Raw genomic sequence first — 22641 nt, 5'->3', positions numbered from 1 at the left:
ACGCGATTTAGTATATTAGCAATCAGCAATCTTCTCTCTCACCTTACGGAGGAACACCATGAAACATCTGCGATTTTTCTCTATCGCCCTATTTCTGTGCTTATGCACAACAGCTTTTGCCCAGCCCGGAGTAGGAGAAAAAGTAGGTGAATTTCAACTTCAAGCCACCGATGGCAGGTCTTATGGCGTCAGCCATTCGACCAACACCGTCTCCGTCCTCTTTTTTGTAGGCTACAACTGAGGGACTTGCATAGGGGCGGGTCCCGCCTTTGAAAGAGATGTTCACCAACGCAACAAAGACAAAACCGGCTTACAGATCCTCACACTCGATAGATACAACGGCAACCGCGCACAGGCGCAATCCTATCTGACGCGATCCACTGTCACGACACCCATGCTCACAAGTGCCTCTGGCGTCTCCGGAACTCTCGGCACCCGCAACGAAGACATCCTCGTCATCGACCAGGGAGGCATCTTGCGCCTCAGAACCACAGCAATCGCCACTGGCTCTGCTGACCTGATCAACGCGCAAGTCGATGCACTACTCAATAAAACGCCTGTTATTTCCCTCTTTCCATCAGAAATCTACTTTGGCAGAACCCTTGAAGTGGGGCAATCTAAAACCGTAGAATTTAAGATCGAAAACACCGGCGCAGGACCCCTCGAAATCACTGGATACTCGGCTCCCGAAGGCATCACAATGGAGCCATCCACACTGACCATAGCCCCCGGCGAAAGCAAAACCGTACAAATTATCCTGGCGCCAACGCAGGCCGGTACATTTTCGGGCAAAATCACTCTCCAACACGGCGAACAAAGCGTTGGCACCCTGGAGATCCCTTTCGTCAACCTCACCATCGAAGCGGCCCAAATCCCGACCATATCACTGGTTCAGGAAAATTTGAGCCTGGGTGAAATCGAAATGGGCAAAGACGCAACAACAACATTCACCATCACAAATACTGGTACAGGCCCACTCAACATCACAGACATCCAATCCGACATCGCGGGCATTACACTTTCAGAAACCCAATTAACAGTGCCACCCGGCCAATCTCAGGACATCACGGTGACTTTCAGTCCGCCAGCCGAAGGTCCTATCACCGGCACCATCGACGTAATCTCAAACGACCCGGAAAACGCCTCCATCAGTCTGACCATCACCGGTTCGGCCATCTTCATCCCCGCTGATCCACGCGCCGACTTCGATGGTTCGCGCACCATTGACTTCTCGGATTTCCTCCTATTCGTAGGAGCCTTTGGCACGGCCAATACGACCTTTGATCTCGACGGATCGGGCACGGTTGACTTTCCCGACTTTCTCATATTTGTCCAAAACTTTGGAAAAGCAGTCAATTCCTGAAAAACGGGCGGGTTTAAAACCCGCCCCTACATTATTATATATAACCTCCTGCGGGATCATCTGTGTTAATCTGTGTCTCTTCCCATGTCCCACCGCCAAACACTCCTCAACGCATTCAAACGCATCCTCGAAATAGCGGATCACAACCATCTCTATTTGCCCTTTCAACGCGACAGCAAATTGCGGGCAAAACACTTTCCCGGCGCAGGATCTAAAATCGGACGCAAAAAACTCATCGACGCATATCTCTGTGAATTTGGCGACACAAACCCCGATGAAAAATTGCTTCAACACGCCACCTATCCCTGGATTCACGGGTACGACGCCAGCCTCACACATATTCTCGACGACCTTAAAAAACACCAGAAAAAAGCACCCGCCGAACTCTCTCTTGAGCGCAAACGCGCACTCGAAAAAAAATTTACCCGCACGGGTGCCGAAGAAATCTCTGCCTTCTGGAGCGTATATGCCGCTGCCGACAACAACTATCGCAAAAGCGTCATAGAAATGCTCGCCCGCGTCAAACCTCCCGAAACAGCCCCTCCGACCATAAAGCCCACAACTCACGCCTCCCCTCAAATAGAACCCACCACACAATCGGTATATGCTTTACTGGGGGCGCTCATCTTCTTTGTTCCCGCCCTTATATTTGTTATAATACAATACTGGCGACTCCCGCAAGAAAGCCACTACATCGCCCTATCAATCGCCGGATTTTTTGGGCTAATCACACTGGTCTTCCTCATCGACTACTTGCGCAAGCGCAACACCTGATCACAATGAAACGCCCGCTATTCATCACACTCTTTCTCGCCCTCCCGCTTCGCCTCTGGGCAGTCCCCCTCCAGATCGGCGACACCCTCAATGACTTTACCCTTGCCGACCTCAACGGATCGCCCGTCACCCTCAGTGATTTATCCCGGGACCACGCACTCGTCATCACCTTCAGCTCCGTCGTCTGCCCTGCCTCGCTCAAATACGACATACACCGAACACAAATACACGACCAGTACGCCCCCAAAGGCGTACACCTGATATCTGTAAATGCCAATTTTAACGAAACCGACAAAGACATCAAAGAACACTACACCCAAAATCCCGTACCCTTCACTGTCCTGCGCGACCCGCACAACAAACTCGCCGATCACCTCGGCGCCACCCACACCCCTCACGCCTTTCTCTTTGACACTCAACGCCGCCTGCGCTACAAGGGCGAAATTGACAACGGCTGGGGCATACCCGAAGACACGACCTCGCGCGGATTGTGGGACGCCCTTGATGCAATGCTCGCCAACCGCAAAATCGCCAACACCAGCCTCCCCAGTTTTGGCTGTGAAATCAGGCGCACACCCCGGCAAACAACTGTCGCGAACACCTCCACCCCAACATTTTATCGCGACATCCTGCCCCTGCTCCAAAACCGCTGCCAGAACTGTCATCGCCCCGGCGGCATCGGGCGCGTGCCCTTTTTCGACTACACAGAAGTACTCGCCTGGGCCTATCAGATGCGCGACTCCATCGAAGCCCGCATCATGCCCCCCTGGAAAGCGCGCCCCGAATACGGCAACTTCAAAAATTCCCGCAGACTCACAGACGACGAAATCCACACCTTCGCGCAATGGGTCAACAGCGGTATGCCCCAGGGCAATCCCGCCGACCAGCCCGAACCCATTGCATTTTCCAAAAGCTGGACCCTGGGCACGCCCGACCTGATCCTCGAACCCGAAACACCTTATTCACTCGAAGCCACGGGCCGCGACGAATATCGCTGCTTTGTCTTGCCCACAAAACAGGACACGGGCAACTACGTATCGGCCATCGAAGTGCTACCCGGAGAACGCGAAGTCGTCCACCACGTCAGCGTGTACATCGACATCTCTGGCAAAGCGCGCCTGCAACAGGAAAACGCGCCCGCGCCGGGCTACCCCTGCTTTGGCGGCATAGGCGTACCCATTTACGAATCCCTGGGCGGCTGGGCACCCGGCAACACCCCCTTTGTACTCCCAGAGGGCATAGGCCGCGATCTACCGCCCAACAGCGACATCATCCTCCAGATCCACTATCACAAAATTGGCCGCGCCGTAAAAGACCACTCTCGACTGGGCATCTACTTTGCCAAAAAACCCGTACAAAAACAGCTCCGCGAAGAAGTCATCAACAGCCGTTTGCTCTTCATTCCCCCCAACATCAGACGACACAGAGTAACCGGCGCAATCACCATCACCCGCGACCAGCACCTGCTCGGCATCTTGCCCCACATGCACTTGCTCGGCACAGAAATGAAAATAACCGCAACCTATCCCGACGGCACCCAAAAACCTCTGATATGGGTCAAACCCTGGGACTTTAACTGGCAAGAAACCTATGTGTACAAAACACCCATCGCACTCCCGCGCGGCACCCGCATCGCGCTCGAAGCCTTTTACGATAACTCTGCCGACAACCCCCGAAACCCCAACAATCCCCCCAGGCTGGTGCGATGGGGCGAAAAATCGACCGACGAAATGTGTACCGCATTTCTCTATGTCACACACGACGATGAAAACTTGACAACGGAAAAAAAATAACATGAAAAAACGCCTCGCACTCAGCATCCTCATCACCCTGATCCACGCGCCCATCTACGCCCAATGGAACATCGCCGTATTGCCACACGAAAACACAACGGGCGACCCGCAGTGGAATTGGCTCTCCGCAGCCATTTCCGAAGGATATATCAACGCCTATTACCGTGTACCCAAAATACACGCCGTTGACGAAGAATATCTGCGCCACAAACTCGGAGATGCGCCGGTAAGCTCCTCTGATCTCGCAAAAAAATTGGACATCCACCTGATTTTAAGCGGGCGTTATCACATTGTGGGATCGCGCATCCAAATCGAAACCGACATGCTTCATACAACCTCGGGCGAAGTCATCGAAACCTTTACGGGACAGGCATCCGTCTCTGCACCGCTCGACGCCATCTTGCCCATACTCTACGCCATTCCAGATCAATTGAACGTGACCCTGACACCCCATGAAAAAACCCGTCTGCAAATGCCCATGTTTCACAATCCAGAAGCACTCCGCATGGCAACCGAAAGCATGATGGCACTATATCGGGCACTGCGGCAATCTCCCATTGACAACGCCCTGCTCACACAGGCCGAAAGTGGTCTAAAACGCGCCGTACAACGCGATGCCAAAAGTGCGATGCCCCACTATTATCTCGGACGCATCTACCAAACGAGCAACAAAATAACAGAAGCGGAAAATGCCTATCGCAACGCCCTCAAAATCGACCTTGAACACATTGCCGCGCGCTATCGCCTTGCCCTGATCCTCAAAAAACAGGACCGTACAGAAGAAGCCATGAGCGAACTCGAACAAGCCCTCCAGCAATCGCCCATAAATCCCGATATTCAGGCATCTTTATCCGGCATGTTCTTCAATCAATACGCCCAAACCTTTGAAACAATCACCGCGCAACTGCGCCAGGCCATTCAGGCCAATCCCGATGATCCCATAGCCTGTTACGAACTCGCCAATGCTTATAACGAACTCGACCGCATCGACGAAGCCACAAAATACTACCATCAAGCCCTGCAACGCGATTCCACACTCGCCGATGCGCATTTCAAACTCGGCATGATCGCACACCGCAAAGGAAATCACGAAAAAGCCGTTGACCATCTCCAAAAGGCCGCAGCGCACAACACCCAATTCACCCGCGTCCATTTTCGCCTCGGCACCGTACTCCACCTGATAGAGCGCCATGACGCGGCGATCAAAGCCTTTTCAAAAGCCATCGAAGTCGAACCCAATTACGTCATCCCGCGCTATCACCTGGGCTTGAGCTACCTCGCAACCGCGCAGACAGACAGCGCTTACGAAGCCTTTCAGAAATACGCCGAACTCACCACAGACGACCACCGTCCGCATTTTCAAATGGCCGAGATCGCCCGCCAAAAAGGAGAACCTGAACGCGCAATTAACGGATATATGCGCGCAATCGCCATCAGCCCTGTCCACGTACCCTCACACATACGCCTGGGCTATCTCCACGCCGAGCACCAGCGCTTTGACCTCGCCCTCCAGCAATTGCAAACCGCGCTGCGCCTGCAACCCGATCACCCGAATGCCGAAAAAATCCTCGCCGACATCCAGAAATGGACGCCATGAACCTCCTCAAAAAATGTAGTGCCGAATTCATCGGCGCATTTGCCATCGTCTTTGGCGGATGTGGAGCCATTGCCATCAACCAGCTATCCGAAGGCGCCATCACCCACGTGGGCATCGCAACATCCTTTGGCCTCATCGTCATGACAATGGTTTACGCCACCGGGCACATCTCGGGCGCGCACTTCAACCCCGCCGTCACCACTGCCTTTGCCTTCACCCGCCACTTTCCCAAACGCGAAATCCTGCCCTACATCGCAGCGCAATGCCTCGGAGCCATCGCCGCCAGCGGCATTCACCTGTGGTCTCTCACACCCATCTTAAAAGCAAAACACCCAAAGCAGACCCTCAACCTGGGTGTCACACAACCGATGGACAACCTGTTTGCCACAGCTTTTATCTGGGAATTTTTGCTCACCTTCTTCTTAATGGTCGTCATCATGGCCGTTGCCACAGACTACCGCGCCACAGGTCAAGCCGCCGGCCTGGCCATTGGCGGCACCATCTGGTTTGAAGCCATGTTTGCCGGTCCGCTCTGTGGTGCCTCCATGAACCCGGCACGCAGCCTGGGTCCCGCTCTGACCGCTGGTGATTGGACCCATTTTCCCGCTTACGTACTCGGTCCCATTCTCGGCGCAACTGCAGGCGCATTTTTTTACGAATTCATCCGCTGCCATTCAGACCCCGGCACCGATGCCAAAGGCTGTTGTTAATCCATAGAAAGCCATCCCATGAGCAGCGTACTCATCCTCTGCACGGGCAACTCCTGCCGCAGCCAAATGGCGCAAGGGCTCTTTAGCCATCTGAGCAATGGCACTTACGACGCCTATAGCGCAGGCGTCAGCCCCTCAACAGTCAACCCACTCGCCATTCGCGCCATGCGTGAAATCGGCATCGACATATCCCACCATACATCCGACAGCATTGACCTGTATCTCAATCGAGATTTTGACCTCGTCATCACCGTTTGCGACAACGCCCAAGAAAATTGTCCGATCTTCCCGGGCGCCAAAAACACGCGACACTGGCCCTTTGAAGACCCCGCCGATGCCCAAGGTACAGAAGAAGAACGAATACGCGTATTCCGCAAAGTGCGCGACGAAATACGCGACAAAATCGCAAACTTCCTCCATAGCTCTTAGCGTTATTTTTCCTAAATAAAAAAGCCTCGAGATAACTCGAGGCTTAAAAAAATTTCTGTGTCGGGGGATTATTTACCATCATTTAAAATAGATACCGATTATACCGCCGATAATCACAGACAAGAGTCCCAATTGCCAATATAATAATTTATCTATACGGTTTGTCGTATTATCTATACGAGTTGATATGGCACGCATATCTTGTCTATACTCAGCCTGGTCTTTAACCATTTGATCTATGATGCGATCTGATACGGCACGCATGTCTTGCCTATACTCGGCTTGGTCTTTAACCATTTGCTCTACGATGCCTTCAAGCCGCCCAATGTGCCTATCCGTATCTTGTGATCGGTCTGTGACAGCCATAGCCTGTTCCTCTCGCGTTAGTAAATTTTACAATATCGGCCTGCGCCGTATCCCCTATGTGAACAATCACACGCCAGGTGATGTATAGGTTCAAGAGTTACATTGATCTTCAATTAACTCGACCACCATTAGGGCATTCTGATAATAGCGCTGAATCGTTGTATAAGTGATGCCTACATTTTCGCCATGTGCTATGAGATCTCTGTTCGCCTTGATACCGTCAATGGCGTCCTTTGGTTCGCTTTCAGTCAATGATTTCAGTTCGTCCTGCCAGGTGGAATTAAAGGCCCCAAGCAATTGTAGTATCCGCTCCATGTTAGGGCTTTGGAAGGAACCCAACCAGCTTTCGACGTAGTTTGCTACAGATGGAGCAGACTTTTCTCTTGCATATTCACTGAGAATCGAACGAATTGAAGTCTCTATAAAACCGGACACCCTGACACATAAATATCTCGCCCAGTGAGATTGAAGTTCAAGGTCTTCAGAAAATTCGTTGACCCGACTGAATAAGTCATCAAGGCGGTCTTTGGCTTGAACAGTTTCGCGGTTTTTCATGGAACGTCTGAAAATGCTTTAATTGCCAAGGTAAGCCTTTGGTTAACTGTTCTCGTCTGTGCAGTACCTTCAATAGATGTTTGACGGTAATCCTCGTTTTTCATAAGAGTATCATAAGCTGCCTTTAGTTCTTTACCATTTAGAATATCGCCTCGTTTTAACCTATCCGCGATGCCCACAGCGACGGAATCGAAAACTGCCGCCGTAAATCTTCCTTTCGATGGCTTGAATGCGTCAGGACCTAAATGATTGTGAACTGTTTCCACCGTGTTCTCAAAAACTGATCTGATTTCTCCTTCTGACTGTCTTGTCAGGTTCCTGTTACTCCCCATGTACTTATTCAAAAATTGCTTCAAGGGACTTTGATAATTTTTTCTATCAAAGTACATAGCCAGAAATCTGAGAATAAGTTCCTGATCTTTCATTCTATTGCTAACATTGCCGTAAAGCTTGCGCCAGGTGTGGTTACAATTGAGATCTTGCAACAAATCATTAAACGCACCATGGTACATCGCCACTCGAATTTCCTGTGGCTGCAAATGCTTGCCGCCCATGTTTAGCCGCTCAAAGACCTGATAAACACTGCTATTATCGTCCGAATGCTTATCCTGGCGAATAATAGTCGCATGCAAAATAGCATCGTCAAGTCTGCGGCGATCTTTGGGCTGGAGAGAAGCATAAGTTTTGCCTAAAAAACGTGACTTTTTCCCTAATCCTGTCAGTGCAAATGTTTTTTCAGTATCAGCAAATTTTCCATCATAAAACGAACGAAGACTCACTAACCGTTGTTGTCCATCAACAATGATTAATCTTTTTGTATCTTCTTCTCTTGACAGAAATATGCCCGGTACAGGCAGACCTACCAATAAAGACTCCACGAATTTCGACGCTGTTTCCTCATCCCAAACGAACGCGCGTTGAAAAGATGGCACAAAAATATCACCCTGTCGAAGTCGGCTGACCAAACCATCAATAGTGAAATCAGCACCATAACTCGTTATAGGGTATTCAAAGGGCATGACTTCTTCAGGCGAGTCGTCTTCTACATCGTCAACAATAACATCTTCTTGAAAAGCCATCTGACTCCTCCTAACATTTTAAAAAATAACCAGTCAGTTAGCTATCGTCAACCTATCTGAGAGCGCTTTTATATAATTTACGCCCATACCACACGCGGCCCATCCACATAATCCAAAAAGCGATTTGCAATATCGGCCTGTGCCGTATCTCCCGTATGCACAATCACGCGCCAGCGAAACGTCATAGACGCGCCCTCGGGCATAAGGTGATCGGGCTTGAACATCCAGCAATTGGGCGCAAACAAACCATAACCGCGCACATGCCATGTGGTTGGATATCGGAAATTCTGTGGATGATCAAAAATGGCAAACCCCGCCACCTCATCGCCCACAGGACCGTAGTAATCCATCCAGTGTGAAGACAACGACCAGCACCCCGTCTCATCGGTCGCGCCATAGGCATTGCGCATCTCCCCATCGGCATTGGCATTCATCGACGGATTCACGCGAATACACAAAAATCCACCCTCCTTAGTATCCCCAATCGTCACAGCACCGTGAGAAGCCTTGAGCGTAAGCGCAATATCCAGAACCGCGGCATCTCGACCCGAATCGTACAGCCGATACGACCGACTATCGCTCATCAGCGCGCGGTCGCCCTCATACCACGTATTTTCCGAAGCGATCACCAGGGACAATGCATTGTGCGAAATAGAAATATCATCCTGCGCCGTGCGCCCATATCCCGGTTGGTTGGGCCGCTCATTCCAGCAATCCACCCCATTTATAGCTCCCTGCATCAGGGTCAACCCCCGCTGCCAGGGATGTTCACCCTCCCCCCATGCCGCCATCGGCTCGCGCAACATATTGGTCCCATTCGGCGTCAAAATCGGATTGATAACCGGCTTGGGATAATCCGTCGTATGGTGAAACGTCATAAATGGCGAACCCGCCAGAGAAATACTGAGTTTGCCATCGGCATCCTGCGACGAAATCCCTGCAGCCGCATATGCACTATCCAATTCCAACACCTCAAAACTCGCTTCCTCACCCCCGCCCAGCGCGGGCAGATTGACGTGATAAACAGGCACAGAAGGATCGCGCTCGGCAATCAGCACCTCACCTCTACCCTTCAGTTGCAACAACGGCGCCTCGCATCCCTCAGGAGCGGAAAAACTCGCCAGATGCGCCGGACGAGAACGCGGAATTGAAAGCGTCAATTTCATGTGTCAAACTCCTCCACAATAATGAAAAAAATGATCCTGCTATTGAAAAAAATGACCAAAAAACGACCAAAATCTGGTGGCACTATATCACTCCTGCAAAAACCGTGCCAGACTATGGATTCAACTCCAACCTGCTCTGTAAATTCCCCACTATATCTTCCCAATCCATCAACAGGGGATGGTACTCATCGGCGGCCCACAACTCGGACTGCATCCGATAATTCGGGCTGAGCGGATGCCCCGACTGTCCACCTGCCGCCGTCGCCATACTCTGCGCCGGATTGCTCATATCCACCACCATCCGATAGGTCGAAAGCGACCCAACCTCAAACACCTTGCCAAAATTATACCCCGTCGCGCGCACAGTACCCGTACTCCCCGACGACTCAAAAGGCCCCACATCAAACATCTTTGACAACGCCCCGCCATCACTCAGCGGATGCCGAAAAGTCACAGTGTGCAACCTGCCCCATCGCCACTGGGATTTGCGCGGACCCACGCGTCGGCGCAACCAATCCAGCGCATCGCCCAATGCCGCATGCACCTCCCCATCCAGATCCCAATCATCCGGCGTCCAATCCAACGCCTGCCCCGTCAACACCTGCCGCGCCACACTACCACCTCGCCCCACCACCAGTTGAGCCACCTGCTCGGGAAACCGAACCCGCACCACCCGCCGCACCCAGTGCTCCCAAAAAGTCGCAAACACCGTAGCCGCAACCGAATCCACCGAATATGCGCCATCCCATTCGCGCAATAACTCACCCAGATCGCGCAAGCGTTTATTACCCGCTCTCATTGCAATCTCTGCGACAACTGGCCCCAGGTCTTCCCCCCGCCCGTGTACGACATCGGCATGAATAGCACCCGTACTCTCCTGCGTATGCGTCTCCAACTCCTCAATACGCGCCCTAATCCGCCGAAAGCGGTACCCATCTGACCACGAACCCAGCGACAGATAAGGACCGCGACCACCCCACGGTGGATTATTTGCCGTCGCCACCCAATTGCGCTCGGGATCCACCAGATGCGGCAACTCGTCAAAAGCATGTGGCGCACCCCATTCGCAATCCGGATCACGGAACCCAAAATCCCCCACCTTGCGCGTAGGCACATGCCCAACCACGTGATATCCAAGCCGTCCATCGGAATCGGCAAACACAAAATTCAAAATAGGCATCGGCCATTGGGCGAGCGCATCCAAAACCTGTGCGACATTTTTTGACCGCATCAGCCCCAGCATCGCCTCAAACCCCGTTGTCGCCTCAGACCCTATCCAGCGCATAGACAGCACGGGTTGCTTGCCATCACCTACAGCAGGCACAAACTCATTGACAACCGGGCCGCGACCGGATCGGCGAATCACCAGCACATCCGCTGCAGCATCGCGCACGGGAATCGCCTGCTCCTCCACCTCAAACGGACGCCAGGCATCGCCATCCCGGTACAAATTCTCATCCTCCCCCGACACCTCTTCAACATACAAATCCCGCACCGAAGCCGAGTGATTGGTCACGCCCCACGCCGTATCGCGCGTATGCCCCAGATAAATACCCGGCGTCCCCAAAAAAAACGCACCCACAGCATCCATACCCGGCGCGCGCACCTGTGCCTGATACCACTGCCTGCACAAACTCACATCATTGTGCGGATCCGTTGCCAGCACGGGTTTGCCATTTGCCGTCCGCTCGCCTCCAATCACCCAATTATTGCTGCCAATCCCCGTATCGTATCCCCCCACACCGGCCGGTTCATCAGACGGAACAATAGTCTCTTCTGAAGCCTCTGTAGTCAAAAACAAATCAAACAAATCGGGAGGCAAATAGCGTTTGGCCGCCTCATTCACCGCAACCGCACTCAGCCGCCCCGTCAGCATCCACCACCGCCATTTCCATATCGCAATCGAATCCACCACCGTCCACGGCGCGGGAACGTAATCCAGCAAATCGAACTCAACACAACGCCGATCACCCATCGCTTCCATCCACGCATTGATACCGCTACCCAGCGACTGCAAAACCATCTTCACCTCATCCGGCATCGCCGAAGCCGCCCCCTGTGCCGCGCGCGTCAAACCAATCGTTCGATGCAAGCGATCCTCCGCCAGATAATCCTTTCCCAAAATCTCCGACAATTGCCCGTGTGCTAACCGCCGCATATAATCCATTTGCCACAGCCGATCCTGCGCCATAGCATATCCCAGCGCAGTAAAACAATCCGCCATCGAAGCCGCCTCGATATGCGCCACGCCCCACCGATCGCGCAACACCGTCACCTGCTGATCCACTGGTGCTTTAACGATCTCCTGCGCTTCGGGCAATTTCTGGCGCAAAAACCGCCGTTGAAAATCCCGAAACGACCGATGCGAAATACCCAATTGATCGGCCGCCTCATCAACAGTTATCTCCCCGCGTATCACCTGCATCAAACAAGTTTTTCGGTCTGCCATAGCCCCTCCAATACCTCAATCTCACCGTTCACAATAAGGGTTGGAATCCGGATCGTACCACGCGAACAACCGCTCTTGTAAATCCGCGCGAACAGTTGCGAAATCTCGATTATCGATCAAATTGATACACTCGCCCGGATCATTTTCCAAATCGTATAATTCATGCCGCGAACCCCCATCATTATAGACATACTTAAACCGTTCGTCCCGCACCATATATTGGGGTATATGAGAACGCAACCCATGCTCGGAAAACGCGGCATCGGGACCTGATGTATCGGGATCGCGCACAATACTGGCAAAACTCTTCGCATCCATTGTCTCGCGAGCACCTTCAAAATCCATCAGCGTCGTCCGATCGGGCGCCGACAACCCACACAACTCCGAAAGCGTGGGATACAGACCAAAATATTCGGTCAACGCAGCAGCCACCCGATCCTCAGGGAAACGAGAAGGACAACTCACAATCAAAGGCACCTTCACCGCAGGTTCAAACATACAAAACTTCTGATACAACCCGTGCTCACCGCCCATCTCGCCGTGGTCCGAAGTATAGACCACAATCGTATCTTCCACCAGCCCCAACTCCTCCAGCCCATCCAGCACGCGCCCAATACAATAATCGACAAAAGATAGATTGCCCATATACCCCGCCTTATGCGCCCGAAGCCGCTTTTCACCCATACCCTGCGTCCTATCAATACGCTGTTGTATATGCCTCGGATATTGCGAACTATCCCCCACCTCCGCCAGATCTACCGCCCCCGGCGGAAACTGCTCTGCCCATTCGCGAGGCGGATAAAAAGGCGGATGGGGCTTCATAAAACTCGCTACCAAAAAAAACGGCTGATCGCGATATTCGCGCATAAACTTCACAGACTCGCGCGCCACAAACATATCCAGATGATCCTCGGCATCGAGCGGCGAAGCCGTACTCGAAAAATCCCACCGCGCCACATTGCCCGCCCAGGGACTTGCGCCATCCCACAGCGACGACACATCGGGAAACCCACTCCCCGTATCAAAAACCGAATGGAAAAACCCCTCGCCTATCGCGTGATTGGCAATCTCATTCGCATAATGCCCCACCTTTGGACCCAAATACATCAACCAATCGTTAATCGACAAATACGACGCAAACCCGTGGTTATGTGCATCGTTAAAATGCATCTTGCCGATCAAACTCGTCAAATATCCGTGATCCGCAAAATGGTGTGCCACCGTGCGATAGCGCCAATCCAACCGATCGCTATTATTAATAGCCCCCGTACTATGTGCGTACAAACCCGTCAACAGCGACATACGCGAAGCCGTACACACCGGATAGGGACAATAGGCATTCTCAAACCGCACCCCACGCGCAGCCACGCGGTCTATCATTGGCGTAGGCACCGTATTATTCCCGGCACACGTCATCCAATCTGCGCGGTGTTGATCGCTCATCAAAATCAGAACATTGGGACGATTATTATAATCCAAGATATGATCTCCTAACTCAAAAGAACCTATTCCTCAGGCATCTCAACCGGCAAATCCAGCCGGTCACCCCACTCTTTCCACGACCCGATATAATTTCGGACCTTTTCATAACCCAGCAACCGCAATGCCAGGTACGTTTGGGAAGAGCGGTACCCGCCCTGTCAGTAAGGCACAATTTCCTTATCGGGCGAAATCCCCACAGCCTCGTACATCGCCCGCAATTCATCCGCTGGCTTAAACGCCCCCGTCTCATCCAGATTATTCACATACTCAACATGCACAGCACCTGGAATAGCTCCTCCTCGCGCAGCCCGCACATTGCGCCCAAAATACTCATCGTCACCGCGCGTATCCAGAGGCACAACATCCTCGCGCCCCAAAAGACCATTTAAAACATCAGCCCCCATGTGGCGCCCCGACACCGCAGATATAACAAACTCCGCAGGCTCTGCCTCCTCGCAATCCGTCACCAATTCATAACCCATAGCCGTCCAGGCATTGCATCCCCCATCCAGCACGCGCACATCGGGATGACCCAGATATTCACAAATCCAAAAACCGCGCGACGCGCGCACCCCGGAATCATCCTCGTACCAGACCACCGTCTTATCCGTACCAATACCCCGGTTACTGAACAAATAACCGAGCATCCACATAAACGCATCAAAAGCCTGTTCGCGGGTATCGTTCAAACTGATCGAATAAAGATCCAGATGAAGCGCACCCGGAATATGCCCGGCAACATAAGCATGCGTCGGCCGCGTATCCACAATACAGACATCGGCAACCCTCTCATACAAATCCCGCGGCGAAATCAACAACTCGGGATTCACATACCCTTTATCGCTCATAATCACCTCCTTGCAATTTTCAGAACCCGAACCAAAAACCAACTCATGTGTTCTACTGCTTGACAATATCCCCTACCATTATCCATATTTAACGCCTAAACCTCAGGAGACACTATATGAAAGGCATCTTACTCGCAGGAGGGGCTGGCACCCGCCTCTATCCCATCACGCGCGTGGTCAGCAAACAACTCCAGCCCGTTTACGACAAACCCATGATCTACTATCCCCTCTCCGTCCTCATGCTGGCTGGCATCCGCGATATATTGATCATCTCCACCCCTCACGACCTGCCCCTCTACAGGCGTTTATTCAATAACGGCTCCTATCTCGGCCTCAACATCACATACGCCGAACAACCGCGCCCCGAAGGCGTTGCCCAGTCATTTGTGATCGGAAGCGATTTTATAGGCACCGACCCCGTCTGTCTAATCTTCGGCGACAACATCTTCTACGGCCACGGACTCAGCGCAATATTAGATCGAGCCGGACAACTCACCAGAGGCGGTCTCATCTTCGGATATGCAGTAACCGACCCAGAGCGATATGGCGTCATCGAATTTGACAACCAGGGCCGTGTCATCGGCATAGAAGAAAAACCCAAACACCCCAAATCGCGCTACGCCGTTCCCGGCCTCTATTTTTACGACAACCAGGTCGTTGACATCGCCCGAAACCTCACGCCTTCAGCGCGTGGAGAATACGAAATCACCGATGTAAACGAAGCATATCTCAAACGCAAGCAACTCGAAGTCGAACTCCTCGGCCGCGGGTATTGCTGGCTCGACACCGGCACATTTGAATCGCTCCACCAGGCATCGGGTTTTGTCCAGGCAATACAGGAACGCCAGGGCCTCAAAATTGCGTGCATCGAAGAAATCGCCTATCGCCGGGGATACATCGACGCCGCACAACTCGAACAACTCGCACAAACCATGGAGCAAAACAGCTACGGACAATTCCTATTATCTGTCCTGAACGAGTAACACCTCTCATACTATCGGATGCATCGCGTGCCAATCGGTAGCCTGTTCATAGGCTCGTGCAACAGCGAGAATCGTCGCCTCATCGTACAAATTGCCCAAAAAAGTCAACCCCCTCGGCGTACCCTCGGCAAACCCACACGGCAAAATAACCGCGGGATGACCCGTCAAATTCGTCACAGTCAAACTCGTTCTCCCACCGCGCGGCACCAGCACCGCATCCCAGTCTTGCACCACCTGTGCCACATCGCGCATCAACAGAGCACGCAAACGTTGCGCCCGCAAATACTCCACAGCCGTCACCGTGCGCGCCGCCCGAAAAGTATTGGGCCACGAACTCTTATCCGCTTCCGTCATCACATCCAGTTCTCCGCGCAGAGTTGCATCGTCAAACATCGCGGCAGCCTCAACCCGCAGCACCATCGCAATCGCATCCGCTGGATAATCCGGCAACGAAACGGGTTGTAAATCAGCGCCCAAACCGCGCATCACGTCCAGCGCAGCGGCATAAACACCCGTGGGATCTTCGCCATCTGCCTCCTTCTGAAACTCAGACGCCAGATATCCAATCCGCAACCCGGACAAATCCACATCGGGACACCAGTTAAACGGCACATCCACCACCGAACGATCCCTGCCATCTGGTCCACAAATCGCGTAAAACACCGCAGCACAATCCTCAACACTTCGGCACATAGGCCCCAATTTATCCATTGTCCAGCTCAGAGCCATAGCCCCATAACGACTCACCCGCCCATAAGTCGGGCGCAACCCCACCACACCGCATGTGTGACTGGGCGAAACAATAGAACCCTGCGTTTCAGACCCGATACTGAACCCCACCAACCCCGCCGCAGTTGCCGCGCCAGACCCGGCTGACGACCCGCTCGATCCCGTCTCGGTATCCCACGGATTGCGCGTCATACCCTCAAACCACGTCGGCCCCGACGCCAGCGCGCCCAGTGACAACTTGGCGACCAGCACAGCACCCGCCTGTCTCAATTTTTTCACCACACTCGCATCCTCATCCGGCACCCGATCTCTAAACGGCGTAGCCCCCCACGTCGTGCGAACGCCCTTTGTACTCAACAAATCTTTCGCACCCCAGGGAATACCGTGCAACGGACCTCTATAATCGCCTCTGGCAATCTCCGCCTCAGCGGCCTTTGCCTGTTCCATCGCCAGATCTTCTGTTAGCGTAACCACACACTTCAACTTCTCGCCATAACGCGCGAGGCGATCCAGGTACAACCGCGTCAACTCAACCGGTGAAATCTCCCTCTGCGCAATCAAACGCGCAAGAGAACTCGCCGGCAAAAAAGCCAGCTCATCATCGGCATCTGGCCGCGCAATATTTGCGTCACTCAGCGCAAACGGCTGCTGTTCGCCCTCGGGCACATCTCCCGGCACAAACACCAGAGGTGGCTCCACGTCATACCCCACCGACACATTGCGCAAAGCAGCATATTGCCGCCCCTGCCTTTCAATTTGCCCCCGCACCTTTTGCCATTGCGCCCTGGAAAACGGCAACCGGGCAACATCTGCCAAACCCGACACCGCGCGATCCACCCGTGCATTCTCGCGCTCGGCAACCCCGTCCAAAAACACATGCCGGATTTCCGTATCGATATCCGGGCTGCATCCCTCACCTATCTCGCCGTGCGTGTACAAAAGTTGGGGAACCCCGATCTTGTTCTCGGATGTCGCACAACGCTCCAAACTCGGCAACCAATCCGACACCCTCTCATCCTCCGGCGAAACCCGATACGCCTGCCAGGTCTCCCCCACATCCCGCGATACAAACAACACAATCACATTTGTCGGATCTGCCCAATGCCCGCCGCGCTTACACACCACACCCGCCGCGTACAGCACCCCATCCTGTGACACACTCAACACACACCGATCTGACATCGCACACCGCCCAAAAACTTTCTCAGCCAAAGGCAAAAAAGACTTACGCTCCCACCTCCCCCTTTGCCAGCGATACAAAAACGTCTCGTCAAACTCGCCCTCTCGCCGGTTCAGCGTAAAAAGCACCACATCGCCCGCACAGGTCACCACATTGCCAATGCGGATATCGAACCCATCGCTATATTCAATCACACACGGAGAATCTGGCGTCACGGGCAAGTCCAGCCTCTCCCCCGCCACAGTCTCCCAGGTCTCCCCCCAATCGCGCGACCGCATAATGCCAAAACCGCGACCCTTTGTATCTCCTGGATTATCCTCATTGCTCCGCGCCAGATGAAAAGACAAATACAGCACATCGCCCTCAATATGGATACAATTCTCAAGATGCACATAAGCCGACGGACCCTGAGGATCGACCAACTTCACCGGCACTGTCCAATCCCCATCCACAGATCGCTGCTGATAAAACAAGCCCCAGGGCCGCTCGCGCTCATACGCCCCCCGATAACACGCGTGCAACACATCGCGCGCATCGCACACCAGACTGGGATACGTCGCATTCACACCGCCAAAAGGAGAAAGGATTCTCCACCTGGACGTATCATTGGGACGCACACTCACCGCGTGTTGCATCGGATTGTGATGCGGACCAAACGCGAGATAGAGAAACCCCTTTGAATCCATGGTCATCGCCGCGCCCGCATGATTATCAACCCCATCCGCCACAAAAACTGGATCGCTCCACACCTTAGCCTCGTGACAATACGTTGCCACATACGTCTTGTGAATCTGATCCAACCACACCACATGCGTCTTGCCATCATGCGTAATAATTTTATTGCTCATCCCATACGCCGTACCGCGCGTCGAACCAGTCTTTGACAAAACAGTGTATTCCATAACACAACCTCTCGGTATTGTTGCGTTCCTCTCCGCGACCTGCTATAATAGACATCAACGAATCTGCGAATCAACGAATCAACGAACCCCGCCCATCCTCCCAAAAGCAGTGTGTATCGCCATTCGTCTATTCGCGCTTTATCTGAAAGGAAAAATATGTCCAATCTCAAAAACAAAGTCGCCCTGATAACCGGTGCTGGAGGTGAACACGGTATCGGACGTGCAATAGCACTGCGCTTCGCGCGAGAAGGTGCCGATATTGTTATCTGTGATATAAATGCAAATGCCCGCGGCGACTGGGCTGGATTGCCCGCAGTTGCCAAAGAAATCGAAGCAATGGGACGGAGGGTTCTCGCAACAGAAGTCGATGTAACCAGCGCAGAGCAAGTCGAACAAATGGTACAAGCCGCACGCGCGCGCTTTGGCAAAATCGACATCCTCGTCAACAACGCAGGTGCTCCCGCCGGACCGGACCGCGTACCCGTTGCCGAATTAGAAGAAGACGTCTTCGACCATGTTCACCGCGTAAATGTCAAAGGCACCTTCTTGTGTTCCCGCGCCATTGTCCGCCACCTCATCAAACGGAAAAACGGGGGTAAAATTATCAACATCTCATCGACCTCGGGACTGCGCGGAATCGCCAGATTCGCGGCCTATTGCTCCTCAAAATTTGCCGTCATCGGATTCACGCAAAGCCTCGCCCATGAAATGGGGCCCTACGGCATTCAGGTCAACGCAATTTGCCCCGGCCTGATTGAAACCGAACGCCTGCACGGTATAGCCAGCGGATTAAAACCCAGCGGAACATCAATCGAAGACTTTAGAGCGCAAATGGTCGAACGCACCTCTCAGAACAATCCACTCGGACGCATTGGGCAGCCAGAAGATGTTGCAAACGTCGCGGCATTTCTGGCCTCTCCTGATGGCGATTACATGACCGGACAGGCAATCAGCGTATCGGGCGGAGCGGCCATGGTGCATTAGTACAGGATGCGCTGATCGCTCAAATCCTTGCCGCCGACCGTGCGCGTAAGCGACCCACCCAAATACTCCACAACCTCCAAATCAGCCAGCGCATTGACAATATTATACATCGTAGGCAAATCTTCCCAACGCGCGCGGTTCCACGTAATACACCCATCGCCAACCAGATGCTCTTCAACCTTTCGATGCCCCCCCTTCGCCGGCGTAATAACCGGATAGGCAATATCCTCCTTACCCCATACGCCCGTTCGCGGCATATATTTGTAGTGAAGCGTCCCATCGACTTTCGCGTCACCGCCCTTTGCAGGGGCTTCGGATTTTGGCCTCAGATTAGTCACCGAAATATCCAGAAAATTGAACCCCAACCAACCCGCAACAGCCTGCGCCTCACTGCTCGTAATACGCGGCTCGGGCATCTCGCAATAGATCTTTGAAAACCCGAGTTCCTCGCGCCCGGTGATAATCGGATCACAGAGATTCTCCCAGAGCACGGACAGAAAAGGCCCGCGAACATGGTCTCTCGCCCCCTTAAACACCGCAGGAAAAGAAACACCCAGAATATTGTAACCGCGCCCTGCCAGCCACTCAATTTCCTTCATATAATTGGCGTACACCGACACAACAGGCTCTCCGCCGAGTTCAAAACACTCGGGCAAAAGCGCCTTAAGCTGCTTCGCATTTGAAAGAAACGACACCGAAATCGAAGTATTCTTCGGATTATCCACACATTCAAATTTGCGACCATCTGGACCCTGACGAGGACCCATAAGCGGGCCGAAATGCGTGGGCATGCGATACATCTTGCCGGGTTGAAATTTATAAGCCATAAAAAACTCCTTTTTTTGTATTTTCACCTACTCTTCCTGCAAATTATCATACATAGACAGCGGCGACCCTGCGAACAGCCCGGCATCCACGGGCAAAACCACGCCCGAAATCCAGCGCGACTCATCGCTGCCCAAAAACACGGCTGCCCAGGCAATATCCCAGGCATTTCCCTCTGTGCCCAGCGGCGCAATTTTGCGGCGGCGCTCTCGCGACTCCTGGGGAATATTGCCGACAAAAGTCGTGTGAAGATGCCCGGGCGCAATGCTATTCACGCGCACATTTTCGCGCCCGTGGTGAACCGCAGCCAGCCGCGTCAGCGTAATAATCCCCCCCTTGGTAATCCCGTAAGGAACATTGCGCGAATTGCCAGCGCGCATACCGTCAATAGACGAAATATTAATAACAGAACCGCCGCCGGAAGCCGCCATCTCGGGAATCGCGTACTTACACAAAAAAACCATACTCTTAAGCCCCACATCCATCACGCGATGCCAGTTCTCTTCTTCGACTTCAGTCACCCTGCCAGGCCCGTGAATCCCCACATTATTAAACAGAACATCCAACTTCCCATAGTGTTCAACTGCCGCATCCACAATCGCCCGACATTCATCCGTCTTTGAAACATCGGCCAAAACGACCTCTGCCTCTCCACCCTCTGCCCGAATCTCCGCCCGGGTCCTCTCCGCATTTTCCCCGTCAATATCCGCCAGAATCACCCTCGCACCCTCGCGGGCAAAAAGCACCGCAGTCGCACTCCCTATCCCTCTCAACTTCTCATCCTCAACCTCGCGCGTCCCCGCACCCGTAACAATAGCGACCTTGTCTTTCAAACGATCCATACAAACTCCCTCATCTTTTCAAATTTACCCAACGCTGGTATTTATCGTGATCAAAGCGATCGCGCAGTGGACCGAGATGCGTCTCAATCAAATCCTGGCGAACGGACTCAAGCCCAGCATCTTCCACCAGATTATTCAACTCCTCCGGATCAGCCTCAACATCATACAGTTCAACTGGCCTCTCCGAAACCGATTCCACCCCGAGTTTATATCGCCCGTCAAAAACCATCGTATGGCCTAAAACCTCGCTAATAACAGCATCCTTTCCCCTCTGCGCCCCCTCTGCATCGCCCCCCGCTTGAACCTGTGAAACAAGGGACTGCCCATCGGTCTGCAAAGGTGTGGCATCCGCAATATCAACAACCGAAGCAACCACATCAATCACATCCGTCAACGCCCCGGTTTGCCAACCCCGCGAACCTCCCGGCGGACGCAAAATCAGGGGAACGCGAACAGACGCATCGTAAAAAACGATCTTATTATACAACATATGATCGCCCAGCATCTCGCCGTGATCCGAATTGTAAATCACCCATGTATTATCCGCAAGACCGGACTCTTCAAGCGCGTCGAGCATCTCGCCAATATAGTGATCGATAAGCGTAATCTTCGCAAAATAATTCACCATCATAACCTGTTTTTGCTCAACCGTCATACCCGACAGATTCTTGCTCCTCTGCATACGTCGAACATTAAGCGGAACGGGATCACCCGGCGCATCCATAATACCAGCCGGCATATCCCCGGGATCGTACATATCCCGGTACTCCTGCGGAGAATCAAACGGATCGTGGGGACCGGGACAAAGAACCTGCAAATAAAAAGGCTTATCGCCCTTGTAATCGCGAATCCAGTTCGCCGCAGTACGCCCCGTATAACTATCTAAATGCGCCTCAGTAGGCAGTGGACAGGGAGGTTCCTCCCAGGGCTTGAGCGTCCCGCTTTGCCAGGGAATGCGAAAATCATTGATAAATTTTCGATGCGTCTCCAACAGACCCAACTCATCGAGATAATCGGTATAAGGCGAACTGTGTTTGCCCGAAGCAATCGGACCGTGAAGCTCGTGCGGATCCTCAAAACCCCACGCATTGAGCACATCGACGCGATCTCTGCTATGCGAAGCTGGCACACCGCCGTGGAGATAGAGATGTGACTTCCCGATCAAAGCCGTATGATAACCCGCATCGCGCACCTGACGCACATGGCTGGGACCTTCGCAATTCGCATCCTGATCATTTGCCCACAACCCGTGTTCGCGGGGATACAGACCGCTCATCATAGATGCGCGAGACGGCATACACAGCGGACAATTGGTATAGCACTGCGTATAAGTAACACTCTCAGACGCGAGACGGTCCAGATTCGGCGTCTTAACCACCGGATGCCCAACGCAGCCCATCGCATCGCCGCGATGCTGATCGGAAAAGATATAGAGAATATTGGGTTGCTCAGCCATAAAAACTCCTTGCGAATCAACGAATCTGCGAATCTGCGAACCCCGCCCATCCTCCAAAACCAGTATGTATCTCCATTCGTCTATTCGTCTATTCGTCTATTCGTCTATTCGTCTATTCGTCTATTCGTC

At 53.0% G+C, this 22641-nt stretch carries 20 protein-coding genes; 9 read left to right on the top strand and 11 right to left on the bottom strand.

Going from position 1 to position 22641, the window contains the following annotated elements:
• Positions 1–58 precede the first annotated feature (58 nt).
• The 7 genes from OXH16_02110 to OXH16_02080 all read left to right on the top strand — a co-directional run bounded on the left by OXH16_02110 (position 59) and on the right by OXH16_02080 (position 6666).
• Positions 59–241 carry a hypothetical protein gene (locus OXH16_02110; protein ID MCY3680162.1) on the top strand — a complete coding sequence of 61 codons (183 nt, stop codon included), beginning with the start codon at positions 59–61 and terminating at the stop codon, positions 239–241.
• A gap of 153 nt (positions 242–394) precedes the next feature.
• Positions 395–1363, top strand: coding sequence for a choice-of-anchor D domain-containing protein (locus OXH16_02105; protein ID MCY3680161.1), 969 nt, complete (start codon positions 395–397; stop codon positions 1361–1363).
• Between the two features lie 84 nt (positions 1364–1447).
• Positions 1448–2137 carry a hypothetical protein gene (locus tag OXH16_02100; protein ID MCY3680160.1) on the top strand — a complete coding sequence of 230 codons (690 nt, stop codon included), beginning with the start codon at positions 1448–1450 and terminating at the stop codon, positions 2135–2137.
• 5 nt (positions 2138–2142) lie between these two features.
• Positions 2143–3930 carry a redoxin domain-containing protein gene (locus OXH16_02095; GenBank protein ID MCY3680159.1) on the top strand — a complete coding sequence of 596 codons (1788 nt, stop codon included), beginning with the start codon at positions 2143–2145 and terminating at the stop codon, positions 3928–3930.
• A 1-nt stretch (position 3931) separates the two neighbouring features.
• Positions 3932–5527, top strand: a complete 1596-nt coding sequence (locus OXH16_02090) for a tetratricopeptide repeat protein (GenBank protein MCY3680158.1) — start codon at positions 3932–3934, stop codon at positions 5525–5527.
• Positions 5524–6237, top strand: a complete 714-nt coding sequence (locus tag OXH16_02085; protein ID MCY3680157.1) for an MIP family channel protein — start codon at positions 5524–5526, stop codon at positions 6235–6237. The genes OXH16_02090 and OXH16_02085 overlap by 4 nt, the downstream gene beginning before the upstream one ends.
• 18 nt (positions 6238–6255) lie before the next feature.
• The gene (locus OXH16_02080; GenBank protein MCY3680156.1) at positions 6256–6666 is read left to right on the top strand and encodes an arsenate reductase ArsC; all 411 of its coding nucleotides are present in this window, start codon (positions 6256–6258) and stop codon (positions 6664–6666) included.
• 78 nt (positions 6667–6744) lie between these two features.
• On the opposite strand, the gene OXH16_02075 is transcribed toward OXH16_02080, so the two are convergent.
• The 7 genes from OXH16_02075 to OXH16_02045 all read right to left on the bottom strand — a co-directional run bounded on the left by OXH16_02075 (position 6745) and on the right by OXH16_02045 (position 14611).
• Positions 6745–7032, bottom strand: coding sequence for a hypothetical protein (locus OXH16_02075; protein MCY3680155.1), 288 nt, complete (start codon positions 7030–7032; stop codon positions 6745–6747).
• 90 nt (positions 7033–7122) lie between these two features.
• A complete protein-coding gene (locus OXH16_02070) occupies positions 7123–7587 on the bottom strand; it encodes a HEPN domain-containing protein (protein MCY3680154.1) in 465 nt (154 codons plus the stop codon).
• On the bottom strand, positions 7584–8666 hold the full coding sequence (locus tag OXH16_02065; GenBank protein MCY3680153.1) for a DUF262 domain-containing protein: 1083 nt from the start codon (positions 8664–8666) through the stop codon (positions 7584–7586). Before OXH16_02065 ends, OXH16_02070 begins: the two co-directional genes overlap by 4 nt.
• Positions 8667–8743: 77 nt before the next feature.
• Positions 8744–9832 carry a PmoA family protein gene (locus tag OXH16_02060; GenBank protein MCY3680152.1) on the bottom strand — a complete coding sequence of 363 codons (1089 nt, stop codon included), beginning with the start codon at positions 9830–9832 and terminating at the stop codon, positions 8744–8746.
• A gap of 112 nt (positions 9833–9944) precedes the next feature.
• On the bottom strand, positions 9945–12281 hold the full coding sequence (locus OXH16_02055) for a penicillin acylase family protein (protein MCY3680151.1): 2337 nt from the start codon (positions 12279–12281) through the stop codon (positions 9945–9947).
• A 21-nt stretch (positions 12282–12302) separates the two neighbouring features.
• Complete coding sequence (locus tag OXH16_02050; protein MCY3680150.1) at positions 12303–13760, bottom strand: sulfatase-like hydrolase/transferase; 1458 nt, start codon at positions 13758–13760, stop codon at positions 12303–12305.
• Positions 13761–13921: 161 nt separating this feature from the next.
• Complete coding sequence (locus OXH16_02045) at positions 13922–14611, bottom strand: rhodanese-like domain-containing protein (protein MCY3680149.1); 690 nt, start codon at positions 14609–14611, stop codon at positions 13922–13924.
• Between the two features lie 116 nt (positions 14612–14727).
• Between OXH16_02045 and rfbA the strand changes: the two genes are divergently transcribed.
• The gene (rfbA, locus tag OXH16_02040; GenBank protein ID MCY3680148.1) at positions 14728–15594 is read left to right on the top strand and encodes a glucose-1-phosphate thymidylyltransferase RfbA; all 867 of its coding nucleotides are present in this window, start codon (positions 14728–14730) and stop codon (positions 15592–15594) included.
• Between the two features lie 6 nt (positions 15595–15600).
• On the opposite strand, the gene OXH16_02035 is transcribed toward rfbA, so the two are convergent.
• A complete protein-coding gene (locus OXH16_02035) occupies positions 15601–18405 on the bottom strand; it encodes an amidase family protein (protein ID MCY3680147.1) in 2805 nt (934 codons plus the stop codon).
• A gap of 156 nt (positions 18406–18561) precedes the next feature.
• Between OXH16_02035 and OXH16_02030 the strand changes: the two genes are divergently transcribed.
• A complete protein-coding gene (locus tag OXH16_02030) occupies positions 18562–19389 on the top strand; it encodes a 3-oxoacyl-ACP reductase FabG (protein ID MCY3680146.1) in 828 nt (275 codons plus the stop codon).
• Here OXH16_02030 and OXH16_02025 read toward each other — a convergent pair.
• Genes OXH16_02025 through OXH16_02015 form a run of 3 tightly spaced genes read right to left on the bottom strand, consistent with a single transcriptional unit; the run spans position 19386 to position 22512 of the window.
• The gene (locus tag OXH16_02025) at positions 19386–20216 is read right to left on the bottom strand and encodes an acetoacetate decarboxylase family protein (GenBank protein MCY3680145.1); all 831 of its coding nucleotides are present in this window, start codon (positions 20214–20216) and stop codon (positions 19386–19388) included. The genes OXH16_02030 and OXH16_02025 overlap by 4 nt on opposite strands.
• A gap of 27 nt (positions 20217–20243) precedes the next feature.
• Positions 20244–21056 carry an SDR family NAD(P)-dependent oxidoreductase gene (locus tag OXH16_02020; protein MCY3680144.1) on the bottom strand — a complete coding sequence of 271 codons (813 nt, stop codon included), beginning with the start codon at positions 21054–21056 and terminating at the stop codon, positions 20244–20246.
• A gap of 10 nt (positions 21057–21066) precedes the next feature.
• Positions 21067–22512: a sulfatase-like hydrolase/transferase gene (locus tag OXH16_02015; GenBank protein ID MCY3680143.1), complete on the bottom strand. Its 1446-nt coding sequence runs from the start codon at positions 22510–22512 to the stop codon at positions 21067–21069.
• Positions 22513–22641 lie beyond the last annotated feature (129 nt).

It is taken from the genome of Gemmatimonadota bacterium (genome assembly GCA_026705765.1).
GTDB lineage: Bacteria > Latescibacterota > UBA2968 > UBA2968 > UBA2968 > VXRD01.
This window is presented reverse-complemented; position numbering and strand designations above follow the sequence as displayed.

Bases quoted from the DNA above. Each gene is read 5' to 3' on its own strand.
- OXH16_02110 (MCY3680162.1), top strand. From the start codon at position 59: ATGAAACATCTGCGATTTTTCTCTATCGCCCTATTTCTGTGCTTATGC.
- OXH16_02105 (MCY3680161.1), top strand. From the start codon at position 395: ATGCTCACAAGTGCCTCTGGCGTCTCCGGAACTCTCGGCACCCGCAAC.
- OXH16_02100 (MCY3680160.1), top strand. From the start codon at position 1,448: ATGTCCCACCGCCAAACACTCCTCAACGCATTCAAACGCATCCTCGAA.
- OXH16_02095 (MCY3680159.1), top strand. From the start codon at position 2,143: ATGAAACGCCCGCTATTCATCACACTCTTTCTCGCCCTCCCGCTTCGC.
- OXH16_02090 (MCY3680158.1), top strand. From the start codon at position 3,932: ATGAAAAAACGCCTCGCACTCAGCATCCTCATCACCCTGATCCACGCG.
- OXH16_02085 (MCY3680157.1), top strand. From the start codon at position 5,524: ATGAACCTCCTCAAAAAATGTAGTGCCGAATTCATCGGCGCATTTGCC.
- OXH16_02080 (MCY3680156.1), top strand. From the start codon at position 6,256: ATGAGCAGCGTACTCATCCTCTGCACGGGCAACTCCTGCCGCAGCCAA.
- OXH16_02075 (MCY3680155.1), bottom strand. From the start codon at position 7,032: ATGGCTGTCACAGACCGATCACAAGATACGGATAGGCACATTGGGCGG.
- OXH16_02070 (MCY3680154.1), bottom strand. From the start codon at position 7,587: ATGAAAAACCGCGAAACTGTTCAAGCCAAAGACCGCCTTGATGACTTA.
- OXH16_02065 (MCY3680153.1), bottom strand. From the start codon at position 8,666: ATGGCTTTTCAAGAAGATGTTATTGTTGACGATGTAGAAGACGACTCG.
- OXH16_02060 (MCY3680152.1), bottom strand. From the start codon at position 9,832: ATGAAATTGACGCTTTCAATTCCGCGTTCTCGTCCGGCGCATCTGGCG.
- OXH16_02055 (MCY3680151.1), bottom strand. From the start codon at position 12,281: ATGGCAGACCGAAAAACTTGTTTGATGCAGGTGATACGCGGGGAGATA.
- OXH16_02045 (MCY3680149.1), bottom strand. From the start codon at position 14,611: ATGAGCGATAAAGGGTATGTGAATCCCGAGTTGTTGATTTCGCCGCGG.
- rfbA (MCY3680148.1), top strand. From the start codon at position 14,728: ATGAAAGGCATCTTACTCGCAGGAGGGGCTGGCACCCGCCTCTATCCC.
- OXH16_02035 (MCY3680147.1), bottom strand. From the start codon at position 18,405: ATGGAATACACTGTTTTGTCAAAGACTGGTTCGACGCGCGGTACGGCG.
- OXH16_02030 (MCY3680146.1), top strand. From the start codon at position 18,562: ATGTCCAATCTCAAAAACAAAGTCGCCCTGATAACCGGTGCTGGAGGT.
- OXH16_02025 (MCY3680145.1), bottom strand. From the start codon at position 20,216: ATGGCTTATAAATTTCAACCCGGCAAGATGTATCGCATGCCCACGCAT.
- OXH16_02020 (MCY3680144.1), bottom strand. From the start codon at position 21,056: ATGGATCGTTTGAAAGACAAGGTCGCTATTGTTACGGGTGCGGGGACG.
- OXH16_02015 (MCY3680143.1), bottom strand. From the start codon at position 22,512: ATGGCTGAGCAACCCAATATTCTCTATATCTTTTCCGATCAGCATCGC.